Raw genomic sequence first — 18,903 nt, forward strand, 5'->3', positions numbered from 1 at the left:
CGCACTTATGTCCGCAGGACACGCGTGCGCCCGAATCCCCGGGGGGGATTTCCCGCATGAGCCAGAACTTCCAGCCGCCCGCACCCTCCTCCTACACCCCGGCCGCCACCCCGGCCCGGGCCGGCGGCCACGTGGTCCTGGGGGTCCTCGCCGCCCTCCTCGCGGCGCTCGTCGCCGCCGGCGTCTACGGCGTGACCATCCGGGCCACCGAGGCGCAGATCTCGTACGCGGCCGTGGGCGTGGGCGCCCTGGTCGGTTTCGCCGCGGGCCGGGCCGGGGGCCGCAACCCGGTCCTGCCGGTCGTCGCCACCCTGCTCGCGGTGGCCGCGGTCTTCGGGGGCCAGTTCCTCGGGCTCGCCCTGATGATCGCCGACCAGCTCGACCAGAGCGTCGTCGACGTACTGACCGGCCGGTTCGACGAAGTGGTCGAGAACTGGAAGGAGAACGCCGACCTGGTGTCGTACGCCTTCCTGGCCCTCGGCGGATACACGGCGTTCCACGTCGGCCGCGCGTCCGCAGCCTGACGAGCAGACGTCGCTGAGCAGGCACTTTCCCCCGAACCGAGATCCCGGAACCCCTGTCGGAACCCACGGCGCCGGCCATATGATCCGCCGCGTGTCTGCTCTCACGCCGCCGCTCGACCGGCCGCTCACCGACCCCACCGAGTACTTCCGGGACCTGGCCGCCCTGCGCTCGGCAGTCCGCCTCCGCGACGCCGAGGCCGTCGCCGCCGCCTTCGAGGCGCTCCCCGACGAGGACGACCGCGTCCTCGCCTCCTGGACCGTGGCCGAGACCCCCGACGGCGGGGACTTCCTCCGCGAGACCGCGGCCGGCCGCCCCGGCGACCCGCTCTTCCGCACGCTGTACGCCCACCACCTGGTCCGCGCCGGCTGGACGATCCGCAGCGGCGCGCGCGCCGAGCACGTGAGCCGGGAGCAGTTCGACTCCTTCCACGCGCACCTGCGGCGGGCGGAGATCCTGCTCATCGACGTCTGCGCCGAGTACCCGGCGTACGCCCTCGCCTGGTACCTGCGCATCACCACCGCGCGCGGGCTCGAACTGGGCCAGGGCGAGGCCCGGCGCCGCTACGAGCGCCTCGCCGAACACCACCCCCACCACTACTCCGGCCAGGCCCAGCTGCTCCAGCAGCTCTGCCCGAAGTGGAGCGGCAGCTGGGAGGAGGCCGAGGGCTTCGCCCGCGCCTGCGCCGAAGCCGCGCCCGAGGGCGGCCCGAACGGGGCGCTCGTCGCCGTCGTCCAGCTGGAGCGGTACCTGGAGATCGAGCGGGACGAGAACACCCGCGCCGCCGAAACGTTCCTGCGCGAGCCGGACCGGCACACCGCGCTGCGGGAGGCCGCCGCCCGCTCCGTCCTGCACCCGGCCACCCGCACCGACGCCTTCGCGTACGTCGGCGCCCACAACGCCTTCGCCGCCGCCCACAGCGCGGCGGGCCGCGCCGCCGAAGCCGCCCCGCACTTCCGCGCCCTCGGCGACCGCGCCACCGAGTTCCCCTGGGACTACCTCGGCGCGGACCACTCCGCCGCGTTCGCCCGCCACCGCAAGACCGCCCTGGCCAAGGGCTGAGGAAGACCACCATGACCACCGACATCCCGGCCGGGCACATCACCGAAGACGGCGTCACCCACACCACCGTCGCCGGCATCCGCACCGTCCTCGCCCCCGGCTCCGGCCCCCTCACCGCCGGACTGCTCTTCCGCGTGGGCCGCGCCGACGAGACCCTCGCCACCAACGGCGTCACCCACCTCGTCGAGCACCTGGCCCTGCACCACCACGGCCTCAGCGACCTCCACTACAACGGCGCCACCGCCGCCGCCTACACCCACTTCCACGTCACCGGCACCCCCGCCGACGTCGTCGAATACCTCAACGGCGTCTGCGCGGCCCTGCGCGACCTGCCCATGGACCGGCTGGAGACCGAGAAGGAGATCCTGCGCACCGAGGCCGCCGGCCGCGGTACGGGCGCCGCCCACGACATGCCGCTGTGGCGCTACGGCTCCCGGGGCTACGGCCTGACCAGCTACGGCGAGACCGGCCTGCACCGGCTCACCGCCGACGACGTCCGCGACTGGGCCCGGACCTGGTTCACCGCCGAGAACGCGGTGCTGTGGATGACCGGCGACACCCTCCCCGAGGGCCTCGACCTCACCCTGCCCACCGGCACCTGGCGCCCCGCTCCCGAGCCCACCTCCGCCCTGCCCACCACCCCGGCCTACTTCCAGGGCCCCGACGGCGGGGTCGTCCTGACCTCCGTCATCCCCCGCTCGACCGCGGGCCACCTGTTCGCCGAGCTCCTCGGCAGGGAACTCTTCCGCGAACTGCGCCAGAAGGGCGGCTACTCCTACACCGCGGCCGCCGACTACAGCCCGCGCGACACCGACTGGGCGACCGTCACCGCCTACGCCGACGCGCTGCCGCAGAAGCAGGACGCGATGATCGGCGCGTTCGTGGACGTGCTCGCCGCACTCCGCGCCGGCCGCATCGAGCAGGCCGACCTGGCCGCCGTACGGGCCGCCGCGCTCGGCCGGTTCGACCACCCGGAGCCGGCCGTGGCCAAGCTCCCGTCCGAGGCGATGAACCTGCTGCTGCGCCACCGCTGCCTCAGCTACTCCGAGTCCCGCGCCGAGATCGAGGCCGTCACCGTCGCCGACCTCCAGCGGATCGCGCGCGAGGTGTGGGCGAACGCCCTGATGCAGGTCCCGGGCCGGGGCGTGGACTGGGCCGGGCTCACGGAGGCCCCGACGCGGTCGTCGGACCTGCTCACCGGACGCCGCTACGCCGCGGTGGAGAACCGCGAGACCACGCTGATCGTCGCGCGCGACGGGCTCAGCCTGGTCCGCCCGGGCGGCCACCTGACCGTCCGGTACGCCGAGTGCTCCCTGATGCAGGTCTACCCGGACGGCGCCCGCCACCTCGTCGGCCACGACGGCTTCAGCATCACCGTCGAGCCGACCCTGTTCGGGATCACGGCGGCCGAGCTGGCCCCCGCGGACGCCGGCGTCCCGGCCACCGCGGTGGTCCGCATGCCACCCCGCGACCCCGCCCGCATCCCCAAGCCGGACGAGGCGAAGGTGCGGGAGAAGCAGTCGGCCCGGCGGCAGGCGGCCGTGAGGCAGTCGCGGAGCGGGGTCGTCACCGCGGCGATCTGGTTCTTCGGGACCCTGACCGTGCTCGTGGCCGGCATCACCGCCATCGCCGCCCTCGCCGAGTTCGACACGGAGCTGACACCGGAGGGACCGGACTGGGGCGCCCTCTTCATCATGGGGTTCATGACCGCGCTCAGCGCCTTCACGTGGTCCGTCCCGATGCGCAGGCGGCGCAACGGCCAGGGCTGACCCGCCCCCCGGCACGGCGAAGGGCCCGGCTCCCCCTCGGGGGCCGGGCCCTTCGGCGCGTGTGCGCGCAGCCGCGGTCAGCGGCGGTGCTGGGAGTCCGCGACCGTGACCTCGACCCGCTGGAACTCCTTGAGCTCGCTGTAGCCGGTCGTGGCCATCGAGCGGCGCAGGGCGCCGAAGAGGTTCATCGAGCCGTCCGGGGTGTGCGACGGGCCGGTGAGGATCTCCTCGGTCGTACCGACCGTGCCGAGGTTGACCTTCTTGCCGCGCGGCACGTCCTCGTGGACGGCCTCCATGCCCCAGTGGTGGCCCTTGCCGGGCGCGTCGGTGGCGCGGGCCAGCGGGGAGCCCATCATCACGGCGTCCGCGCCGCAGGCGATGGCCTTGGGCAGGTCGCCGGACCAGCCCACGCCGCCGTCGGCGATGACGTGCACGTAGCGGCCGCCGGACTCGTCCATGTAGTCGCGGCGGGCCGCGGCCACGTCCGCGACGGCCGTGGCCATCGGGACCTGGATGCCGAGGACGTTGCGCGTGGTGTGCGCGGCCCCGCCGCCGAAGCCGACGAGGACGCCCGCGGCGCCGGTGCGCATCAGGTGCAGGGCCGCCGTGTAGGTGGCACAGCCGCCGACGATCACCGGCACGTCGAGCTCGTAGATGAACTGCTTGAGGTTCAGCGGTTCCGCGGCGCCCGAGACGTGCTCGGCCGAGACGGTGGTGCCGCGGATCACGAAGATGTCCACGCCCGCGTCCACGACGGCCTTGGAGAACTCGGCGGTGCGCTGCGGGGAGAGCGCGGCGGCGGTGACGACACCGGAGTCGCGGACCTCCTTGATGCGCTGCCGGATCAGGTCCGCCTGGATGGGGGCGGCGTAGATCTCCTGGAGGCGGCGGGTGGCGGCCTCCTCGTCCAGCTCCGCGATCTCGTCGAGCAGCGGCTGCGGGTCCTCGTAGCGGGTCCACAGGCCTTCCAGGTTCAGCACGCCCAGACCGCCGAGCTCGCCGATGCGGATGGCGGTCTGCGGGGAGACCACGGAGTCCATGGGGGCGGCCAGGAAGGGGAGCTCGAAGCGGTACGCGTCGATCTGCCAGGCGATCGAGACCTCCTTCGGGTCCCGCGTACGCCGGCTGGGGACGATGGCGATGTCGTCGAAGGCGTACGCCCGGCGGCCGCGCTTGCCGCGCCCGATCTCGATCTCAGTCACGTGTGGTGGCCTTTCCTCTGGGTCTGCCCGTCCAGTATCCCCGAACCCCGGCCCCGCGCGTTCCGGTGACCGCCGTACGGACGCCGGGAGGGGCGGACCCGTGTCCCGGGTCCGCCCCTCTCGGCTCGTGCTCAGTGCTCGGTTCAGCCCTTGCGGCTGTAGTTCGGCGCCTCGACCGTCATCTGGATGTCGTGCGGGTGGCTCTCCTTGAGGCCCGCCGAGGTGATCCGGACGAACCGGCCGCGGTCCTGGAGCTCGGGCACCGTACGGCCGCCGACGTAGAACATCGACTGGCGCAGACCGCCGACGAGCTGGTGGACCACCGCGGACAGCGGGCCGCGGTAGGGGACCTGGCCCTCGATGCCCTCGGGGATCAGCTTGTCGTCGCCGCCGACGCCCTCCTGGAAGTAGCGGTCCTTGGAGAAGGACTTGCGGTCGCCGCGGGACTGCATCGCGCCGAGCGAGCCCATGCCGCGGTACGACTTGAACTGCTTGCCGTTGATGAAGAGCAGCTCGCCCGGGGACTCCTCGCAGCCCGCGAGCAGCGAGCCGAGCATCACCGTGTCGGCGCCCGCGACCAGGGCCTTGGCGATGTCGCCGGAGTACTGGAGGCCGCCGTCGCCGATGACGGGGACGCCCGCGGCCTTGGCGGCCAGCGAGGCCTCGTAGATCGCGGTGACCTGCGGGACGCCGATGCCGGCGACGACGCGGGTGGTGCAGATGGAGCCGGGGCCGACGCCGACCTTGATGCCGTCGACGCCCGAGTCGATCAGGGCCTGGGCGCCGTCGCGGGTGGCGACGTTGCCGCCGATGACGTCGACGGAGGCGTTCGACTTGATCTTGGCGACCATGTCGCCGACCAGGCGGGAGTGGCCGTGGGCGGTGTCGACGACGATGAAGTCGGCGCCCGCCTCGATCAGCGCCTGGGCGCGCTCGTACGCGTCACCGGCGACGCCGACGGCGGCGCCGACCAGCAGGCGGCCGTCCTTGTCCTTGGCGGCGTTCGGGTACTTCTCGGCCTTGACGAAGTCCTTGACCGTGATGAGGCCCTTGAGGATGCCCGCCTCGTCGACCAGCGGGAGCTTCTCGATCTTGTGGCGGCGCAGCAGCTCCATGGCGTCCACGCCGGAGATGCCGACCTTGCCCGTGACCAGCGGCATCGGGGTCATGACCTCGCGCACCTGGCGGCTGCGGTCCGACTCGAAGGCCATGTCGCGGTTGGTGACGATGCCGAGGAGCTTGCCGGCCGGGTCGGTGACCGGGACGCCGGAGATGCGGAACTTCGCACAGAGCTCGTCGGCCTCGCGCAGCGTCGCGTCCGGGTGCACCGTGATCGGGTCGGTGACCATGCCGGACTCGGAGCGCTTGACCAGGTCGACCTGGTTGGCCTGGTCGGCGATGGAGAGGTTGCGGTGCAGGACGCCGACGCCGCCCTGGCGGGCCATGGCGATGGCCATCCGGGCCTCGGTGACCTTGTCCATGGCCGCGGACAGCAGCGGAACGTTCACCCGGACGTTGCGCGAGATGAGGGAGGAAGTGTCGATCTCGTCCGGAGCCATGTCCGACGCGCCCGGCAGAAGCAGCACGTCGTCGTAGGTCAGTCCGAGCGCGGCGAATTTGTCGGGTACTCCGTCGGCGGTCATGACACCTTCCCAATGGTCTTGCTCAGCGCGGATGTCCATGCTAACGGGATCCCGAGGCGTCTCATTCCACGACCAAGGTCAACCAGGAGTTTCGTAGCTTCCTACGACGAAAAAGGGCGGTCTCACTGCTCCGCGAGCGCGCGCAGCCGGCTCAGCGCGCGGTGCTGCGCGACCCGCACGGCGCCCGGGGACATGCCGAGCATCTGGCCGGTCTCCTCCGCGGTCAGCCCCACGGCCACCCGCAGGACGAGCAGCTCGCGCTGGTTCTCGGGCAGGTTGGCCAGCAGCTTCTTGGCCCAGGCGGCGTCACTGCTGAGCAGCGCCCGCTCCTCCGGGCCGAGGGAGTCGTCCGGCCGCTCCGGCATCTCGTCGGACGGTACGGCGGTGCTCCCCGGGTGCCGCATGGCGGCCCGCTGGAGGTCGGCGACCTTGTGGGCGGCGATGGCGAAGACGAACGCCTCGAAGGGGCGCCCGGTGTCCCGGTAGCGCGGCAGCGCCATCAGGACGGCGACGCACACCTCCTGCGCGAGGTCCTCGACGAAGTGACGGGCGTCACCCGGCAGCCGCGACAGCCGGGTGCGGCAGTAGCGGATGGCGAGGGGGTGCACGAAGGCCAGCAGATCGTGCGTGGCCTGCTCGTCACCGTCGACCGCGCGGCGTACGAGCGCGCTGACGGCCCCGGCGTTGCCGCCTTTGGCGGCGCCGGTGGGGCCTGTGGCCGGGGCTGACCCCAGGGCCTCGTCGTCGCGCATCAATCCATGGTGCCTTGGCGGCGGAGCGTTCGTGGCATCGCGGTCCGTGTTGTGCGTCGAAGCGTTATGAGCGGGTGCGCCGGAACCCATCTTCTGCGCCCTCCCCTCCGCTCGGCCCGAATCGTCGTCCCCGAGGACTCGACCTCTCCAAGAATGCGGCACACCATCAAGGATGCGGCATCGCGCCCGAAGCGACACGTCCCCCGGATTGTGCCCCGTCAATCCCCGACGGGACACCGGTCGGGACGGGACTTTCGCATCCCGCCGTCCCGGGGGGCCTGCCGCCCCGCCCGCCAGCGGCGGACGGGACCGCTCCGGACACCCCGGAGACCGCTCCCGCGGTCAGCGGACGAGACCCCAGCGGAAGCCGAGCGCCACGGCGTGCGCGCGGTCCGAGGCGCCGAGCTTCTTGAAGAGCCTGCGGGCGTGGGTCTTGACCGTGTCCTCGGAGAGGAAGAGCTCGCGCCCGATCTCCGCGTTGGACCGGCCGTGGCTCATGCCCTCCAGCACCTGGATCTCACGCGCGGTGAGGGTGGGCGCGGCGCCCATCTCGGCCGAGCGCAGCCGGCGCGGGGCCAGCCTCCAGGTCGGGTCGGCGAGCGCCTGCGTGACGGTGGCCCGCAGTTCGGCGCGCGAGGCGTCCTTGTGCAGGTAGCCGCGGGCGCCGGCGGCGACCGCGAGGGCCACTCCGTCCAGGTCCTCGGCGACCGTCAGCATGATGATGCGGGCGCCCGGGTCGGCGGACAGGAGCCGGCGGACGGTCTCGACACCGCCGAGGCCGGGCATCCGTACGTCCATGAGAATCAGGTCGGAGCGGTCGGCGCCCCAGCGGCGGAGGACTTCCTCGCCGTTGGCCGCAGTCGTCACGCGCTCGACGCCGGGCACGGTGGCAACCGCGCGACGGAGCGCCTCTCGGGCAAGCGGGGAGTCGTCGCAGACGAGGACGGAAGTCATGCCCGCCCTCCGCAGCTGCTGATGCGCGTCACCTTGAGCCTCCAGGCTGGTACGTATCGTCACCTGTGCGGTCGACGTCCTCGGACACCTGTCCGGGAACTTCTCGTTTCAACCGCACTCGCTCTCTCAACGATGGTCACTCGAAAGAGTTACGGGTCGGACGGACACCTTCGGCACTCTACGTGAGGAAGCGATCACGACGCTGGAGCCACCCGTCGCGAGTCCTCCATCTGGAGCTATGCCCTATTTGGCGGCTTTCCTTCCGTTTGGCATGTGTCTGAGGCTAGATTCCCAATGAGTCATATTTACATCTACTACGACAGTAGGTGTGGAGACATGGACCCTATCCGCCTCAGTACCGGCACCAAGAGGACTACCCATGGCAGATTTCTCCCGCCTCCCCGGACCGAACGCCGACCTCTGGGACTGGCAGCTGCTCGCAGCCTGCCGCGGAGTCGACAGCTCCCTCTTCTTCCACCCGGAGGGCGAGCGGGGCGCGGCCAGGAGTGCGCGCGAGGCCTCGGCTAAAGAGGTCTGCATGCGCTGCCCGGTGCGCTCGGAATGCGCCGCGCACGCACTCGCCGTCCGCGAGCCCTACGGGGTGTGGGGCGGCCTCACCGAGGACGAACGCGAGGAACTGATGGGCCGCGCGCGACACCGGCTGATCCCCGCCACCAGCACGATCGGCCCCGTCACACCGCACTGACCACACCGCACCGACGCCGCGAAGGAACGTTTCCTCTCGCCACTCCCCGACCCGGCCCGACCGGTCAGCGGGCGGCGGCCCGCACCAGCTCCCCCAGGGTCGCCGCCACCGCCGGCACGCGGGCCAGGTCGGGCAGCGTCAGCGCCACGACCTCCCGCTCCACCGCCGGCTCCACGGCCAGGGTGCTCACGCCCTTGGCCCGTACGGACTCCACCGCCAGCTCCGGCAGCACCGCCACGCCCAGCCCCGCGCCGACCAGCCCGACCACGGCCGGGTAGTCGTCGGTGGCGAAGTCGATGCGCGGGGTGAAGCCGGCGCCCTCGCACACCTCCACCAGATGGCGGCGGCAGCGCGGACAGCCCGCGATCCACGGCTCGTCCGCCAGCTCCGCCATGCCCACCCGCCCGGCGCCGGCCAGCCGGTGCCCCTCGGGCACGAGCCCCACGAGCCGGTCCGTCAGCAGCGGGGTGACCACGAGGTCCTCCCACTCCGCCACGGCCGCGGCCCCGTCGTACCGGAAGGCCAGCGCCAGGTCGCAGTCCCCCTCGCGCAGCATCTCCACCGAGCGCGGCGGCTCCGCCTCCACCAGGGAGATACGGGTGCCGGGGTGCTCGGCGCGCATCGCCGCGAGCGCGGTCGGCACCAGCGTGGAGCTGCCGCTGGGGAAGGAGACGAGCCGCACCCGTCCGGCGCGCAGCCCGGCGATGGCCGCGACCTCCTCCTCGGCGGCGGTCAGCCCGGCCAGGATCCCGGCGGCGTGGCGCACGAGGGCCTCACCCGCCTGGGTCAGCCGCATCTCGCGGCCGGTGCGGACCAGCAGCGGGGTGCCGGCCGACTGCTCCAGCGCCTTCATCTGCTGGGAGACGGCGGGCTGGGTGCAGCCGAGTTCACGGGCGGCGGCGGAGAAGGAACCGGTCCCGGCGACAGCGCGCAGGATCCGCAGGTGGCGGGCCTCAATCACCCTTTGAGCATAAGCCCGCCTTTTGCCGCGGCGGCCGGACCCGGTCACGACTTTGAGAACAGGCCCCTCGGGGGGTACGGGAGCCGGTCCGGGCGGCTATTTTGCGCACATGACGACTGCGTTGATCACTGGATCCACGGCGGGCATCGGCGCCGCCTTCGCCCGGCGGCTCGCCTCCCAGGGCCACAACCTCGTCCTGGTGGCCCGGGACACGAAGCGACTGGCCGAACAGGCCACCGAGCTGCACGACCGGCACGGCATCGAGGCCGAGGTGCTGGCCGCCGACCTCGCCACGGAGGAGGGCATCACGGCGGTCGAGACCCGCCTCGGCGACCGTACGCACCCGGTGGACCTGCTGGTCAACAACGCGGGCTTCGGCAACAAGGGCCGCTTCCTGGAGGTCTCCCTCGCCGACGAGCTGGCCATGCTGAAGGTGCACGTCGAGGCGGTGCTGCGGCTGACGTCGGCGGCGACGGCGTCCATGCGCTCGCGCGGCCGCGGCGGGGTCGTCAACGTGGCCTCGGTCGCCGCCTTCGTCCCGCGCGGCACCTACGGCGCGAGCAAGGCCTGGGTCGTGCAGTTCACCCAGGGCGCGGCCCGGGACCTGGCCGGAAGCGGGGTGCGGCTGATGGCGCTGTGCCCGGGCTTCGTGCGGACCGAGTTCCACCAGCGGGCCGGCATGGGCACGGACAACATTCCGGGCTGGATGTGGCTCGACGCCGACAAGCTGGTCTCCGCGGCGCTGGCCGACCTGGCGCGCGGGAAGACGGTCTCGATCCCGGACCCGCGGTACAAGGCGCTGATGGGCGTGGTGAAGCTGACCCCGCGCGGGCTGCTCGGCGGCGTGTCCTCCCGTACGGGGCGCAAGTACGGCCCGCAGTAGTGCCGCGTTGCCCCGTATGACCCATCGGTAATCGCCTCAATAGGGTGAAATCTCCCTAAACTGGACGTGTCTCATCCACCGTGGGAGGCGACGCGATGACATTCGTACAGGTAATCGACTACCAAACCAGGCGGTTCGACGAGATGAACGCCCTCATCGACCGCTACGCGGAACAGACCAGTGGCAGGCGCACGGTCACCCACACGATGATCGGCAGGGACCGCGACGCCCGGACCCACTATGTGGACCTCGTCGAATTCCCCTCGTACGAGGAGGCGATGAAGAACTCCCACCTCCCCGAGACCGACCGGATGTTCCAGGAGATGGTCGCCCTCTGCGAGGGAATGCCGAAGTTCATGAACCTCGACGTGGTGCGCGACGAGTACCTCAACAAGCTCGTCGTGAACCGGCTGTTCGAGGAGTGCATCCTCAAGGGGAACTTCGCCGCGCTGGAGGAGTGCCTGGCGGCGGACTACACCGACCACGACATCATGGAGAGCGAGGGCCAGAGCGACGGCCGCGACGGCATGCGGCAGACGATCACCATGTGGCGGGACGCCTTCGACTTCTCCTTCGAGCAGACCCGGCAGATCGCCGAAGGCGACTGCGTCACGACCCTCTGGAACTGGAAGGGCGTCCAGAAGGGCGAGTTCATGGGGGTCGCCCCGACGGGCAAGGAAGTGACCATGTCGGGCTGCACCACCCATCGCCTCGCCGACGGCCGGATCGCCGAGGGCTGGTGGTACTACGACGCCCCCGGCCTGATGCGCCAGATGGGCATGATGCCGGAGTAGCCGTCCGCGCCGCCCGGCGGCACGCACACCGCGCGCCGTACGTACGCAAGAGGCCCTGGTCACCCCCGCTTCACAGCGGTGACCAGGGCCCTCTCGTGCGGCTGGCGCTCAGGCATCAGCCTCAGTGGCTGTGGCCGTGACCGTGGCCGTGACCGGCGTCGGCCTCTTCCTCGGCCGGCTTCTCGACGACCAGGGTCTCGGTCGTGAGCAGCAGGGAGGCGATGGAAGCGGCGTTCTCCAGCGCGGAGCGGGTGACCTTGACCGGGTCGATGACGCCGGCCTTGACCAGGTCGCCGTACTCGCCGGACGCGGCGTTGAAGCCGTTGCCCTTCTCCAGCTCCGCCACCTTCGAGGTGATGACGTAGCCCTCGAGGCCGGCGTTCTCGGCGATCCAGCGCAGCGGCTCGACGGCGGCGCGGCGGACGACCGCCACACCCGTGCCCTCGTCGCCGGTCAGGCCGAGGTTGCCCTCCAGGACCTTGACGGCGTGGACGAGCGCGGAGCCACCACCGGAGACGATGCCCTCCTCGACCGCGGCGCGGGTCGCGGAGATGGCGTCCTCCAGACGGTGCTTCTTCTCCTTGAGCTCCACCTCGGTCGCGGCGCCGACCTTGATGACGCAGACGCCGCCGGCGAGCTTCGCCAGGCGCTCCTGGAGCTTCTCGCGGTCCCAGTCGGAGTCCGTGGACTCGATCTCGGCCTTGATCTGGTTGACGCGGCCCGCGACGTCGGCGGCGTTGCCGCCACCGTCGACGATGGTCGTGTCGTCCTTGGAGATGGTCACGCGGCGCGCGGAACCGAGGACGTCCAGACCGGCCTGGTCGAGCTTGAGGCCGACCTCCTCGGCGATGACGGTGGCACCGGTGAGGGTGGCCATGTCCTGGAGCATCGCCTTGCGGCGGTCACCGAAGCCCGGGGCCTTGACGGCGACCGCGTTGAAGGTGCCGCGGATCTTGTTGACGACGAGGGTGGAGAGCGCCTCGCCCTCGACGTCCTCGGCGATGATCAGCAGCGGCTTGGAGCCACCCGCCTGGATGACCTTCTCCAGCAGCGGCAGGAGGTCCTGGATGGAGGAGATCTTGCCCTGGTTGATCAGGATGTACGGGTCGTCGAGGACGGCCTCCATACGCTCCTGGTCGGTGACCATGTACGGGGAGAGGTAGCCCTTGTCGAAGGCCATGCCCTCGGTGAACTCCAGCTCCAGGCCGAAGGCGTTGGACTCCTCGACGGTGATGACACCGTCCTTGCCGACCTTGTCCATCGCCTCGGCGATGAGCTCGCCGACCTGCGAGTCCTGCGCGGAGAGCGCGGCCACGGCGGCGATGTCGGACTTGTCCTCGATCGGGCGGGCGGTCGCGAGGAGCTCCTCGGACACGGCCTTGACCGCGGCGTCGATGCCCTTCTTCAGGGCGGCCGGGGAGGCGCCGGCGGCGACGTTGCGCAGACCCTCGCGGACGAGCGCCTGGGCGAGCACGGTGGCGGTGGTGGTGCCGTCACCCGCGATGTCGTTGGTCTTGGTCGCCACCTCCTTCACCAGCTGCGCGCCGAGGTTCTCGTACGGGTCGTCCAGCTCGACCTCGCGGGCGATGGTGACACCGTCGTTGGTGATGGTGGGCGCGCCGAACTTCTTGTCGATCACGACGTTGCGGCCCTTGGGGCCGATCGTCACCTTGACCGTGTCGGCAAGCTTGTTGACGCCGCGCTCAAGGGCGCGACGGGCGTCCTCGTCGAACTTCAGGATCTTCGCCATGGGAGCGGTTCAGCCCTCTCGAAAACTCGGGTTTAACGAACTGCGCCCCTCGCCGCCCGGCAAGCAGCGGGGTGACCAGGGGCGCAGTTCAAAGCAATGCGTGAGAAGTGATTACTTCTCGACGATCGCGAGCACGTCGCGGGCCGAGAGGACGAGGTACTCCTCGCCGCTGTACTTCACTTCGGTGCCGCCGTACTTGCTGTACAGCACGATGTCGCCGACGGAGACGTCCAGCGGGAGACGCTGGCCGTCCTCGAAGCGACCCGGGCCGACCGCGAGGACGACGCCCTCCTGGGGCTTCTCCTTCGCGGTGTCCGGGATGACCAGGCCGGAGGCCGTGGTCTGCTCGGCGTCGAGCGGCTGGACCACGATGCGGTCCTCAAGCGGCTTGATGGCAACCTTGGAGCTGGCGGTCGTCACGATCCGACCTCCCCCTTCGGAGATCCGGGGTTAACTGTCTGAGGTGGCGACCAGGTCGATCCGTCGTCGCGGGTGCCGGACCTGCCTGTCGCTGTGTTGGCACTCACCGGTGGCGAGTGCCAGGTGTGACACTATTCCGGCGATTAGCACTCGGTCAAGCGGAGTGCCAACACGCTCCGCCGGTTCCATGCATTCCGGCCGCCGAACCCCCCACTTGGCCCAAACCCGGCCCCTGGGGCCCACGAAGCGCCCCGCCCCGGGCCGGCCCCGTCCGGCGCCCGGTATGTGAGGCTTGGCGCGTGCGCATCCTGGTCGTCGAAGACGAAGAGAACCTGGCCGAGTCCCTCCGGCAGGGCCTGTCCGCCGAGGGCCACCGCGTCGAGGTCGCCCACGACGGACACCGGGGCCTGGACCTGGCCCTCACCGGCGGCCCCTACGACGTCGTCCTGCTGGACCTCATGCTCCCCGGCCCCGGCGGCGCCGAGATCTGCGCCCGGATGCGCGCCCACGGCGACCCGACCCCCGTCCTGGTGCTCACCGCGAAGGACGGCGAGTACGACGAGGCCGAAGGACTCGACGCCGGGGCGGACGACTACCTCACCAAGCCCTTCTCCTTCGTCGTGCTCGGCGCCCGCCTGCGCGCCCTCGCCCGCCGCGCCGCCGGCCCGGGGCCCGCGCCCGCCGTACTCCGCGCCGGGGACCTCGTCCTCGACCCGAACGACCGCCGCTGCCGCCGCGGCGACCGGGACATCGAACTCACCGCCCGCGAGCTCGGCGTCCTCGCCTGCCTGATGGAGCGCCCCGGCCGGGCCGTCGCCAAGCAGGACATCCTCGACGAAGTCTGGGACTCCCCGCACGGCATCGACCCCAACATCGTCGAGGTCTACGTCTCCTCGCTGCGCAAGAAGATCGACGCGCCCTTCGGCCGCCGCTCCATCCTCACCGTCCACGGCACCGGCTACCGCATGGCCCCCGACGGCGGCTGACGGTGGTCAGCAGCCTGCGCGCGCGGACCGCGCTCGCCGCCGCCCTCGCGATGGCCGCGGTGCTCGCCACCGGCGGGCTGTGGCTGTACACCCTCATGCGCGGCAACCTCCTCGACAACACCACCGGCCGCACCGAGCTCGCCGCACGGAAGGTCGCCGCACAGGTCGACACCCGGACCCTCCCGCCCGGCGGCCGGCTCCCCGCGCCGGAGAGCGGGGTCGACCTGGTCCTCGTCCGCGACGCGCAGGGCCGCACCGTCGCGAGCACCGCCGCCGGCGGGGAACCCCGGGACATCCCCCGCCTCGACGGGCTGCGCCCCGGCCCGGGACAGGACTCCCGGTCGGCCGTGGCGGCGCCCGCGCACCCCGGCGCGCAGCGGCGCGTGGTCGTCGCGGTCGCGGCCCCAGGCCCGCCCGGAGCGCACGATCCGGCCGCCCCGCACACCGTGTACGCCATGACCGCCCTCGGCGACGTGGACGACGCCACGCGGGCCGTCGCCGTCGGGCTGCTCGCCGGGGCGCCGCCGATGACCGCCTTTGCCGCGGCCCTGGCCTGGTGGGCCACCGGGCACGCGCTGCGCCCCGTCGCCGCGATCCGCTCCGGCCTGGCCGCCGTCACCGCGAGCGAGCTGGACCGCCGGGTCCCCGACCCGGGCGGGGCCGACGAGATCGCCCAGCTGGCGCGGACCGTCAACGACACCCTCGACCGGCTGGAGCGCTCCGACGCCCGGCAGCGGCAGTTCACCGCCGACGCCTCGCACGAGCTGCGCAACCCGCTGGCCGCCGTCCGCTCCCGGCTGGAGGTGGCCCTGGCCGGGGAACGGCCCGACCGGGCGTCGGTGGCCGCCGCGCTGGCCGACACCGACCGGCTCCAGCGGATCGCCGCCGACCTGCTGCTCCTGGCCCGCCTCGACGGGGGGCCCGCGCCGCGCCCCAAGCCCGTGGACCTGGCGCTGCTGGCCGCGGAGGACGCCGCGCGCCGGCCCGCGCCCCGGGTGCCGGTGCGGGTGGAGGCGCCGGAGCCGGTCCCGGCGTACGGGGACGCGGCGCGGCTGGAGCGGGCGCTGGCCAACCTGGTGGACAACGCCCTGCGGTACGCGCGGGGCGGGGTCGTGGTGCGGGCCGCCGTGCAAGACGGGTGGGCGGTGCTGGAGGTGGCCGACGACGGTCCGGGGATCCCGGAGGCGGACCGGGGCCGGGTCTTCGAGCGGTTCGTACGGCTCGACGCGGACCGGGGCCGGGCCAGCGGCGGCACCGGCCTGGGCCTGGCCATCGCCCGTGAGATCGCCCGGTCGCACGGGGGCGACGTCCGCGCGCTGGACGCGCCGGGCGGGGGCGCGCTGCTGGAACTGCGGATCCCCTTCCCGTCGAGGGCCTCGCAAGGAACCATGGGGAGGGCATCATCGTCATAGACGATATGAAGATAAAGCGCCTCATTGCCGAGCAGATCGGTCCGCAGTCGACTGCGGACACCCTCGACGGTGGCGGCGTTCCGTGCGTGGACTGAGGCCCCTGACGACGGCGGGCGCCCGCCGCCGCACCGAAGCACTGCTGCTGCTGTTCGTCGTCGCCATCGCCGTCTTCGGGCACGTGAGCGCGGGCCTGGCGATGAACGGCGAGCTGCCCCAGCACCTCACCAGCTTCGTGATCAGCATGACCCTGCTCTCCCTGGTCGGACACCTGGGCATCCGCCGGTTCGCGGCGTACGCGGACCCGCTGGTCTTCCCGCTCGCCATGCTGCTGACCGGGCTCGGGCTCGTCCTGATCCACCGGCTCGACCAGGGCTACATCGAGCGCTACGGGTCGGACGCGAACGCGCCCGGCCAGCTGATGTGGACGGTGGTCGGGGTCGCCGCCTGCCTGCTGGTGGTGGCCCTGCTGCGGGACCACCGGCTGCTCCAGCGGTTCATCTACATCACGATGGCCGTCGCGCTGGTGCTGCTGATCGCGCCGGCGTTCTTCGGCGCGGACACGTACGGCGCGAAGCGCTGGATCATCCTGTTCGGGTTCTCGCTCCAGCCGGGCGAGTTCGTGAAGATCATGATCGCGGTCTTCTTCGCGGGGTACCTGGTCATCCACCGCGACTCGCTGGCGCTGACCGGCCGGAAGTTCCTGGGCATGCGACTGCCGCCGATGCGCCAGCTCGGGCCGATCATCACGGTGTGGATCATCTCGCTGCTGGTGCTGGTCTTCGAGCGCGACCTGGGCACCTCGCTGATCTTCTTCGGCGTGTTCGTGGTGATGCTGTACGTGGCCACCGAGCGCACCAGCTGGATCGCGTGCGGCCTGGTCCTGGCGGCGGGCGGCGCCTTCGTGGTCGGCTCGACCGAGCCGCACGTCAAGGCACGCGTGGCCGCCTGGCTCAATCCGCTGTCCTACTACTGGGAGAACCGCCCGCCCGGGGTCACGTCCGACCAGTCGGCGCAGGCGCTGTTCAGCTTCGGCACGGGCGGCGTCTCGGGCACCGGCCTGGGGATGGGCCACCCCGAGCTGATCAAGTTCGCGGGGCGCAGCGACTTCATCCTGACGACGGTGGGCGAGGAGCTCGGTCTGGCGGGGGTCATGGCCGTCCTGCTGCTGTACGCCCTGCTCGTGCAGCGGGGCCTGCGGATGGCGCTGGCCGCGCGGGACCCGTTCGGCAAGCTGCTGGCCGTGGGCCTCGCCGCGGCGCTGGCCCTCCAGGTCTTCGTGGTCGCCGGCGGCGTCACGGGCCTGATCCCCCTCACCGGCAAGGCCCTCCCCTTCCTGGCGAAGGGCGGCTCGTCCCTCCTGGCGAACTGGATCATGATCGCCCTCCTGCTCCGCATCAGCGACAGCGCGGAACGCCAGCGGGAAGCGGACGCCCGCGGCCCGGTGGAAACGACGATCACCCCGGTGGTGACGGCGGGGGCGCGGTAGGGGTACGGGGCTCGGCGGGGGCGGGGGGGCCGGGGTTCGGGACGGACGTTCCTTGGACATGCAGCGGGATCAGCGATGAGCCGGGCGGTCGGGACACGGCAGACCGGACATCCGGCCCCCGACGACCGCAATCAGCGCCAACCCACGCATCAGATCGCTACGCGCTTCTCCCGTCTCAGCGTCCGGCGCCCGTCCGGGGCCGCTACCCGCCCCAAAAGCCGACGAGATCCGACCTCCACCTTGTTAGCTGTTTAGCTAATGAGCTAAGTTGCCGGCATGACAGAAGCTCAGGGCGAGGCGGGGGCCTTTCGGGCCCTGGCCGATCCGACGCGGCGGCAGATCCTTGAGGACCTCAGGGGCGGTGAGCTCGCCGCCGGTGAGATCGCGGCCAGGTTCTCCATCAGCGCGCCCTCCATCTCGCGGCATCTCGGCGTGCTCAAGGGCGCCGGCCTGGTCACCGAGCGGCGGGAGGGCAACCGGATCCTCTACGCGCTGGCCGAGGACCGTCTGGCCACCTCCATCGGCCGGTTCCTCAGCGCCGTGTGCCCCGAACAGATCGTGCTCCGCCAGACCAAATGGCGCCCCGGGGCGCAGAGCGAGGGATCATGAAGCAGCCGGCCATGTCCAGCGTCATCGAACGGCGCCTCCTGGTGAACTACCGGGTCGCCCCGGAAGCGGCGGCGCGTCTGCTGCCCGGGCCGCTGCGCCCGCAGCTGGTGAACGGCTACGCGGTCGCGGGCATCTGCCTGTTGCGCCTGGGAAGCGTCCGGCCCACCTGGGCCCCCCGGGCCGTCGGGCTGCGCAGCGAGAACGTGGCGCACCGCATCGCCGTCGAATGGGACGGACCGGAAGGCGTCGAAACCGGTGTCTACATCCCCCGGCGCGACACCGCGTCCCCGATCAACGCCTGGGCCGGCGGCCGCCTCTTCCCCGGTGCACACGGCCGCGCCGACTTCGAGGTGGACGAGACGCCCGACCGGATGCGCGTCGCGCTGGCGACGCGGGACGGGGACACCCGGGTCGACGTAACAGTCGAACTCTCCGACGAGCTGCGGGGCAGCGGACTCTTCGCCGATCTCGCCGAGGCCTCCCGTTTCTTCCGGAGCGGGTCGAAGGGCCTCTCGCCCACCGGCACCGGCCGCCACCTGGAGGGGATGCGGCTGAGCACGAACGCCTGGCAGGTGGAGGCGGGCCGGGCCGTCTCCGCCACCTCGTCGTTCTTCGACGACCCGGACCGGTTCCCCCCGGGAACGGCCACCCTGGACTGCGCCCTGGTCATGCGCGACGTCCCCGCCACCTGGCGGCCGCTCCCCACCATGACTGCCGAGCAGCCCGTCCAACTCGCCAGCTGACGTCATGGGGTGCAGGTGGCAACCCCAGACGGCGGCGAGACGCTGAAATACGGGCAGCGCGTAGCGATCTGGCGCGTGGGGTGGTCCGGATTGCCGCTCATGGGGGCCGCATGTCCCTCTCCGGTCCGTCCCGTTCCTTTGGGGGGTTCCCGGCAGTCTTCGGCTTTTCGTGGCGGGTCGGGCTGTCAAGGGTGGAGCGCAGCGACATCGCGTAGCGACGCGACGAAGGAGCGCTCTTGACTGACCGGC

The 18,903-nt window shown here is 72.0% G+C and carries 18 protein-coding genes; 11 read left to right on the forward strand and 7 right to left on the reverse strand.

From position 1 onward, the window contains the following. Positions 1–56 precede the first annotated feature (56 nt). From ACZ5NJ_RS16890 to ACZ5NJ_RS16900, 3 genes are all read left to right on the forward strand, one after another. A complete protein-coding gene (locus tag ACZ5NJ_RS16890) occupies positions 57–524 on the forward strand; it encodes a hypothetical protein (protein ID WP_468765655.1) in 468 nt (155 codons plus the stop codon). Positions 525–615: 91 nt separating this feature from the next. Continuing rightward, complete coding sequence (locus ACZ5NJ_RS16895; RefSeq protein WP_468765657.1) at positions 616–1,584, forward strand: hypothetical protein; 969 nt, start codon at positions 616–618, stop codon at positions 1,582–1,584. 11 nt (positions 1,585–1,595) lie between these two features. Beyond that, positions 1,596–3,353, forward strand: a complete 1,758-nt coding sequence (locus ACZ5NJ_RS16900) for a M16 family metallopeptidase (RefSeq protein ID WP_468765659.1) — start codon at positions 1,596–1,598, stop codon at positions 3,351–3,353. 77 nt (positions 3,354–3,430) lie between these two features. Here ACZ5NJ_RS16900 and ACZ5NJ_RS16905 read toward each other — a convergent pair whose 3' ends face one another. From ACZ5NJ_RS16905 to ACZ5NJ_RS16920, 4 genes are all read right to left on the reverse strand, one after another. Further along, complete coding sequence (locus tag ACZ5NJ_RS16905; protein ID WP_358893485.1) at positions 3,431–4,555, reverse strand: GuaB3 family IMP dehydrogenase-related protein; 1,125 nt, start codon at positions 4,553–4,555, stop codon at positions 3,431–3,433. A gap of 143 nt (positions 4,556–4,698) precedes the next feature. Continuing rightward, positions 4,699–6,198 (reverse strand): IMP dehydrogenase, encoded by a 1,500-nt coding sequence (gene guaB, locus ACZ5NJ_RS16910; RefSeq protein WP_468765661.1) that lies wholly within the window; start codon positions 6,196–6,198, stop codon positions 4,699–4,701. A gap of 122 nt (positions 6,199–6,320) precedes the next feature. Continuing rightward, complete coding sequence (locus tag ACZ5NJ_RS16915) at positions 6,321–6,950, reverse strand: sigma-70 family RNA polymerase sigma factor (protein ID WP_365151630.1); 630 nt, start codon at positions 6,948–6,950, stop codon at positions 6,321–6,323. Between the two features lie 342 nt (positions 6,951–7,292). Next, complete coding sequence (locus tag ACZ5NJ_RS16920; protein WP_003948568.1) at positions 7,293–7,904, reverse strand: response regulator transcription factor; 612 nt, start codon at positions 7,902–7,904, stop codon at positions 7,293–7,295. Between the two features lie 379 nt (positions 7,905–8,283). Between ACZ5NJ_RS16920 and ACZ5NJ_RS16925 the strand changes: the two genes are divergently transcribed. After that, positions 8,284–8,610 carry a WhiB family transcriptional regulator gene (locus tag ACZ5NJ_RS16925; RefSeq protein ID WP_468765664.1) on the forward strand — a complete coding sequence of 109 codons (327 nt, stop codon included), beginning with the start codon at positions 8,284–8,286 and terminating at the stop codon, positions 8,608–8,610. A 64-nt stretch (positions 8,611–8,674) separates the two neighbouring features. Here the strand turns inward: ACZ5NJ_RS16925 and ACZ5NJ_RS16930 are convergent, their stop codons facing one another. Continuing rightward, a complete protein-coding gene (locus tag ACZ5NJ_RS16930) occupies positions 8,675–9,571 on the reverse strand; it encodes a LysR family transcriptional regulator (protein ID WP_468765666.1) in 897 nt (298 codons plus the stop codon). A gap of 109 nt (positions 9,572–9,680) precedes the next feature. On the opposite strand from ACZ5NJ_RS16930, the gene ACZ5NJ_RS16935 reads away from it, so the two are divergent. Then, entirely contained in the window at positions 9,681–10,454 is a 774-nt protein-coding gene (locus ACZ5NJ_RS16935) for an SDR family NAD(P)-dependent oxidoreductase (RefSeq protein ID WP_468765668.1), read from the forward strand. A gap of 95 nt (positions 10,455–10,549) precedes the next feature. Continuing rightward, positions 10,550–11,248, forward strand: a complete 699-nt coding sequence (locus tag ACZ5NJ_RS16940) for an ester cyclase (RefSeq protein ID WP_468765670.1) — start codon at positions 10,550–10,552, stop codon at positions 11,246–11,248. Between the two features lie 121 nt (positions 11,249–11,369). Here the strand turns inward: ACZ5NJ_RS16940 and groL are convergent, their stop codons facing one another. Together groL and groES are read right to left on the reverse strand one after the other, a co-directional pair. Beyond that, entirely contained in the window at positions 11,370–12,998 is a 1,629-nt protein-coding gene (gene groL / locus ACZ5NJ_RS16945; protein WP_468765672.1) for a chaperonin GroEL, read from the reverse strand. 111 nt (positions 12,999–13,109) lie between these two features. After that, positions 13,110–13,418, reverse strand: coding sequence for a co-chaperone GroES (gene groES / locus ACZ5NJ_RS16950; protein WP_030230757.1), 309 nt, complete (start codon positions 13,416–13,418; stop codon positions 13,110–13,112). 299 nt (positions 13,419–13,717) lie between these two features. On the opposite strand from groES, the gene ACZ5NJ_RS16955 reads away from it, so the two are divergent. The 5 genes from ACZ5NJ_RS16955 (at position 13,718) to ACZ5NJ_RS16975 (ending at position 18,654) form a co-directional block, all read left to right on the forward strand. Further along, complete coding sequence (locus tag ACZ5NJ_RS16955) at positions 13,718–14,404, forward strand: response regulator transcription factor (protein ID WP_468765674.1); 687 nt, start codon at positions 13,718–13,720, stop codon at positions 14,402–14,404. Positions 14,405–14,406: 2 nt separating this feature from the next. Continuing rightward, positions 14,407–15,816, forward strand: coding sequence for a sensor histidine kinase (locus tag ACZ5NJ_RS16960; protein WP_468765676.1), 1,410 nt, complete (start codon positions 14,407–14,409; stop codon positions 15,814–15,816). A gap of 82 nt (positions 15,817–15,898) precedes the next feature. After that, entirely contained in the window at positions 15,899–17,302 is a 1,404-nt protein-coding gene (locus ACZ5NJ_RS16965; RefSeq protein WP_468765678.1) for an FtsW/RodA/SpoVE family cell cycle protein, read from the forward strand. 276 nt (positions 17,303–17,578) lie between these two features. Next, positions 17,579–17,911, forward strand: coding sequence for a metalloregulator ArsR/SmtB family transcription factor (locus tag ACZ5NJ_RS16970; RefSeq protein ID WP_468765680.1), 333 nt, complete (start codon positions 17,579–17,581; stop codon positions 17,909–17,911). Then, the gene (locus ACZ5NJ_RS16975; RefSeq protein WP_468765682.1) at positions 17,908–18,654 is read left to right on the forward strand and encodes a DUF2071 domain-containing protein; all 747 of its coding nucleotides are present in this window, start codon (positions 17,908–17,910) and stop codon (positions 18,652–18,654) included. Before ACZ5NJ_RS16970 ends, ACZ5NJ_RS16975 begins: the two co-directional genes overlap by 4 nt. The last annotated feature ends 249 nt before the right edge of the window (positions 18,655–18,903 follow it).

Source organism: Streptomyces sp. NPDC032091 (assembly GCF_055580265.1).

Bases quoted from the DNA above. Each gene is read 5' to 3' on its own strand.
- ACZ5NJ_RS16890 (WP_468765655.1), top strand. From the start codon at position 57: ATGAGCCAGAACTTCCAGCCGCCCGCACCCTCCTCCTACACCCCGGCC.
- ACZ5NJ_RS16900 (WP_468765659.1), top strand. From the start codon at position 1,596: ATGACCACCGACATCCCGGCCGGGCACATCACCGAAGACGGCGTCACC.
- guaB (WP_468765661.1), bottom strand. From the start codon at position 6,198: ATGACCGCCGACGGAGTACCCGACAAATTCGCCGCGCTCGGACTGACC.
- ACZ5NJ_RS16915 (WP_365151630.1), bottom strand. From the start codon at position 6,950: ATGCGCGACGACGAGGCCCTGGGGTCAGCCCCGGCCACAGGCCCCACC.
- ACZ5NJ_RS16920 (WP_003948568.1), bottom strand. From the start codon at position 7,904: ATGACTTCCGTCCTCGTCTGCGACGACTCCCCGCTTGCCCGAGAGGCG.
- ACZ5NJ_RS16925 (WP_468765664.1), top strand. From the start codon at position 8,284: ATGGCAGATTTCTCCCGCCTCCCCGGACCGAACGCCGACCTCTGGGAC.
- ACZ5NJ_RS16935 (WP_468765668.1), top strand. From the start codon at position 9,681: ATGACGACTGCGTTGATCACTGGATCCACGGCGGGCATCGGCGCCGCC.
- ACZ5NJ_RS16940 (WP_468765670.1), top strand. From the start codon at position 10,550: ATGACATTCGTACAGGTAATCGACTACCAAACCAGGCGGTTCGACGAG.
- groL (WP_468765672.1), bottom strand. From the start codon at position 12,998: ATGGCGAAGATCCTGAAGTTCGACGAGGACGCCCGTCGCGCCCTTGAG.
- ACZ5NJ_RS16970 (WP_468765680.1), top strand. From the start codon at position 17,579: ATGACAGAAGCTCAGGGCGAGGCGGGGGCCTTTCGGGCCCTGGCCGAT.
- ACZ5NJ_RS16975 (WP_468765682.1), top strand. From the start codon at position 17,908: ATGAAGCAGCCGGCCATGTCCAGCGTCATCGAACGGCGCCTCCTGGTG.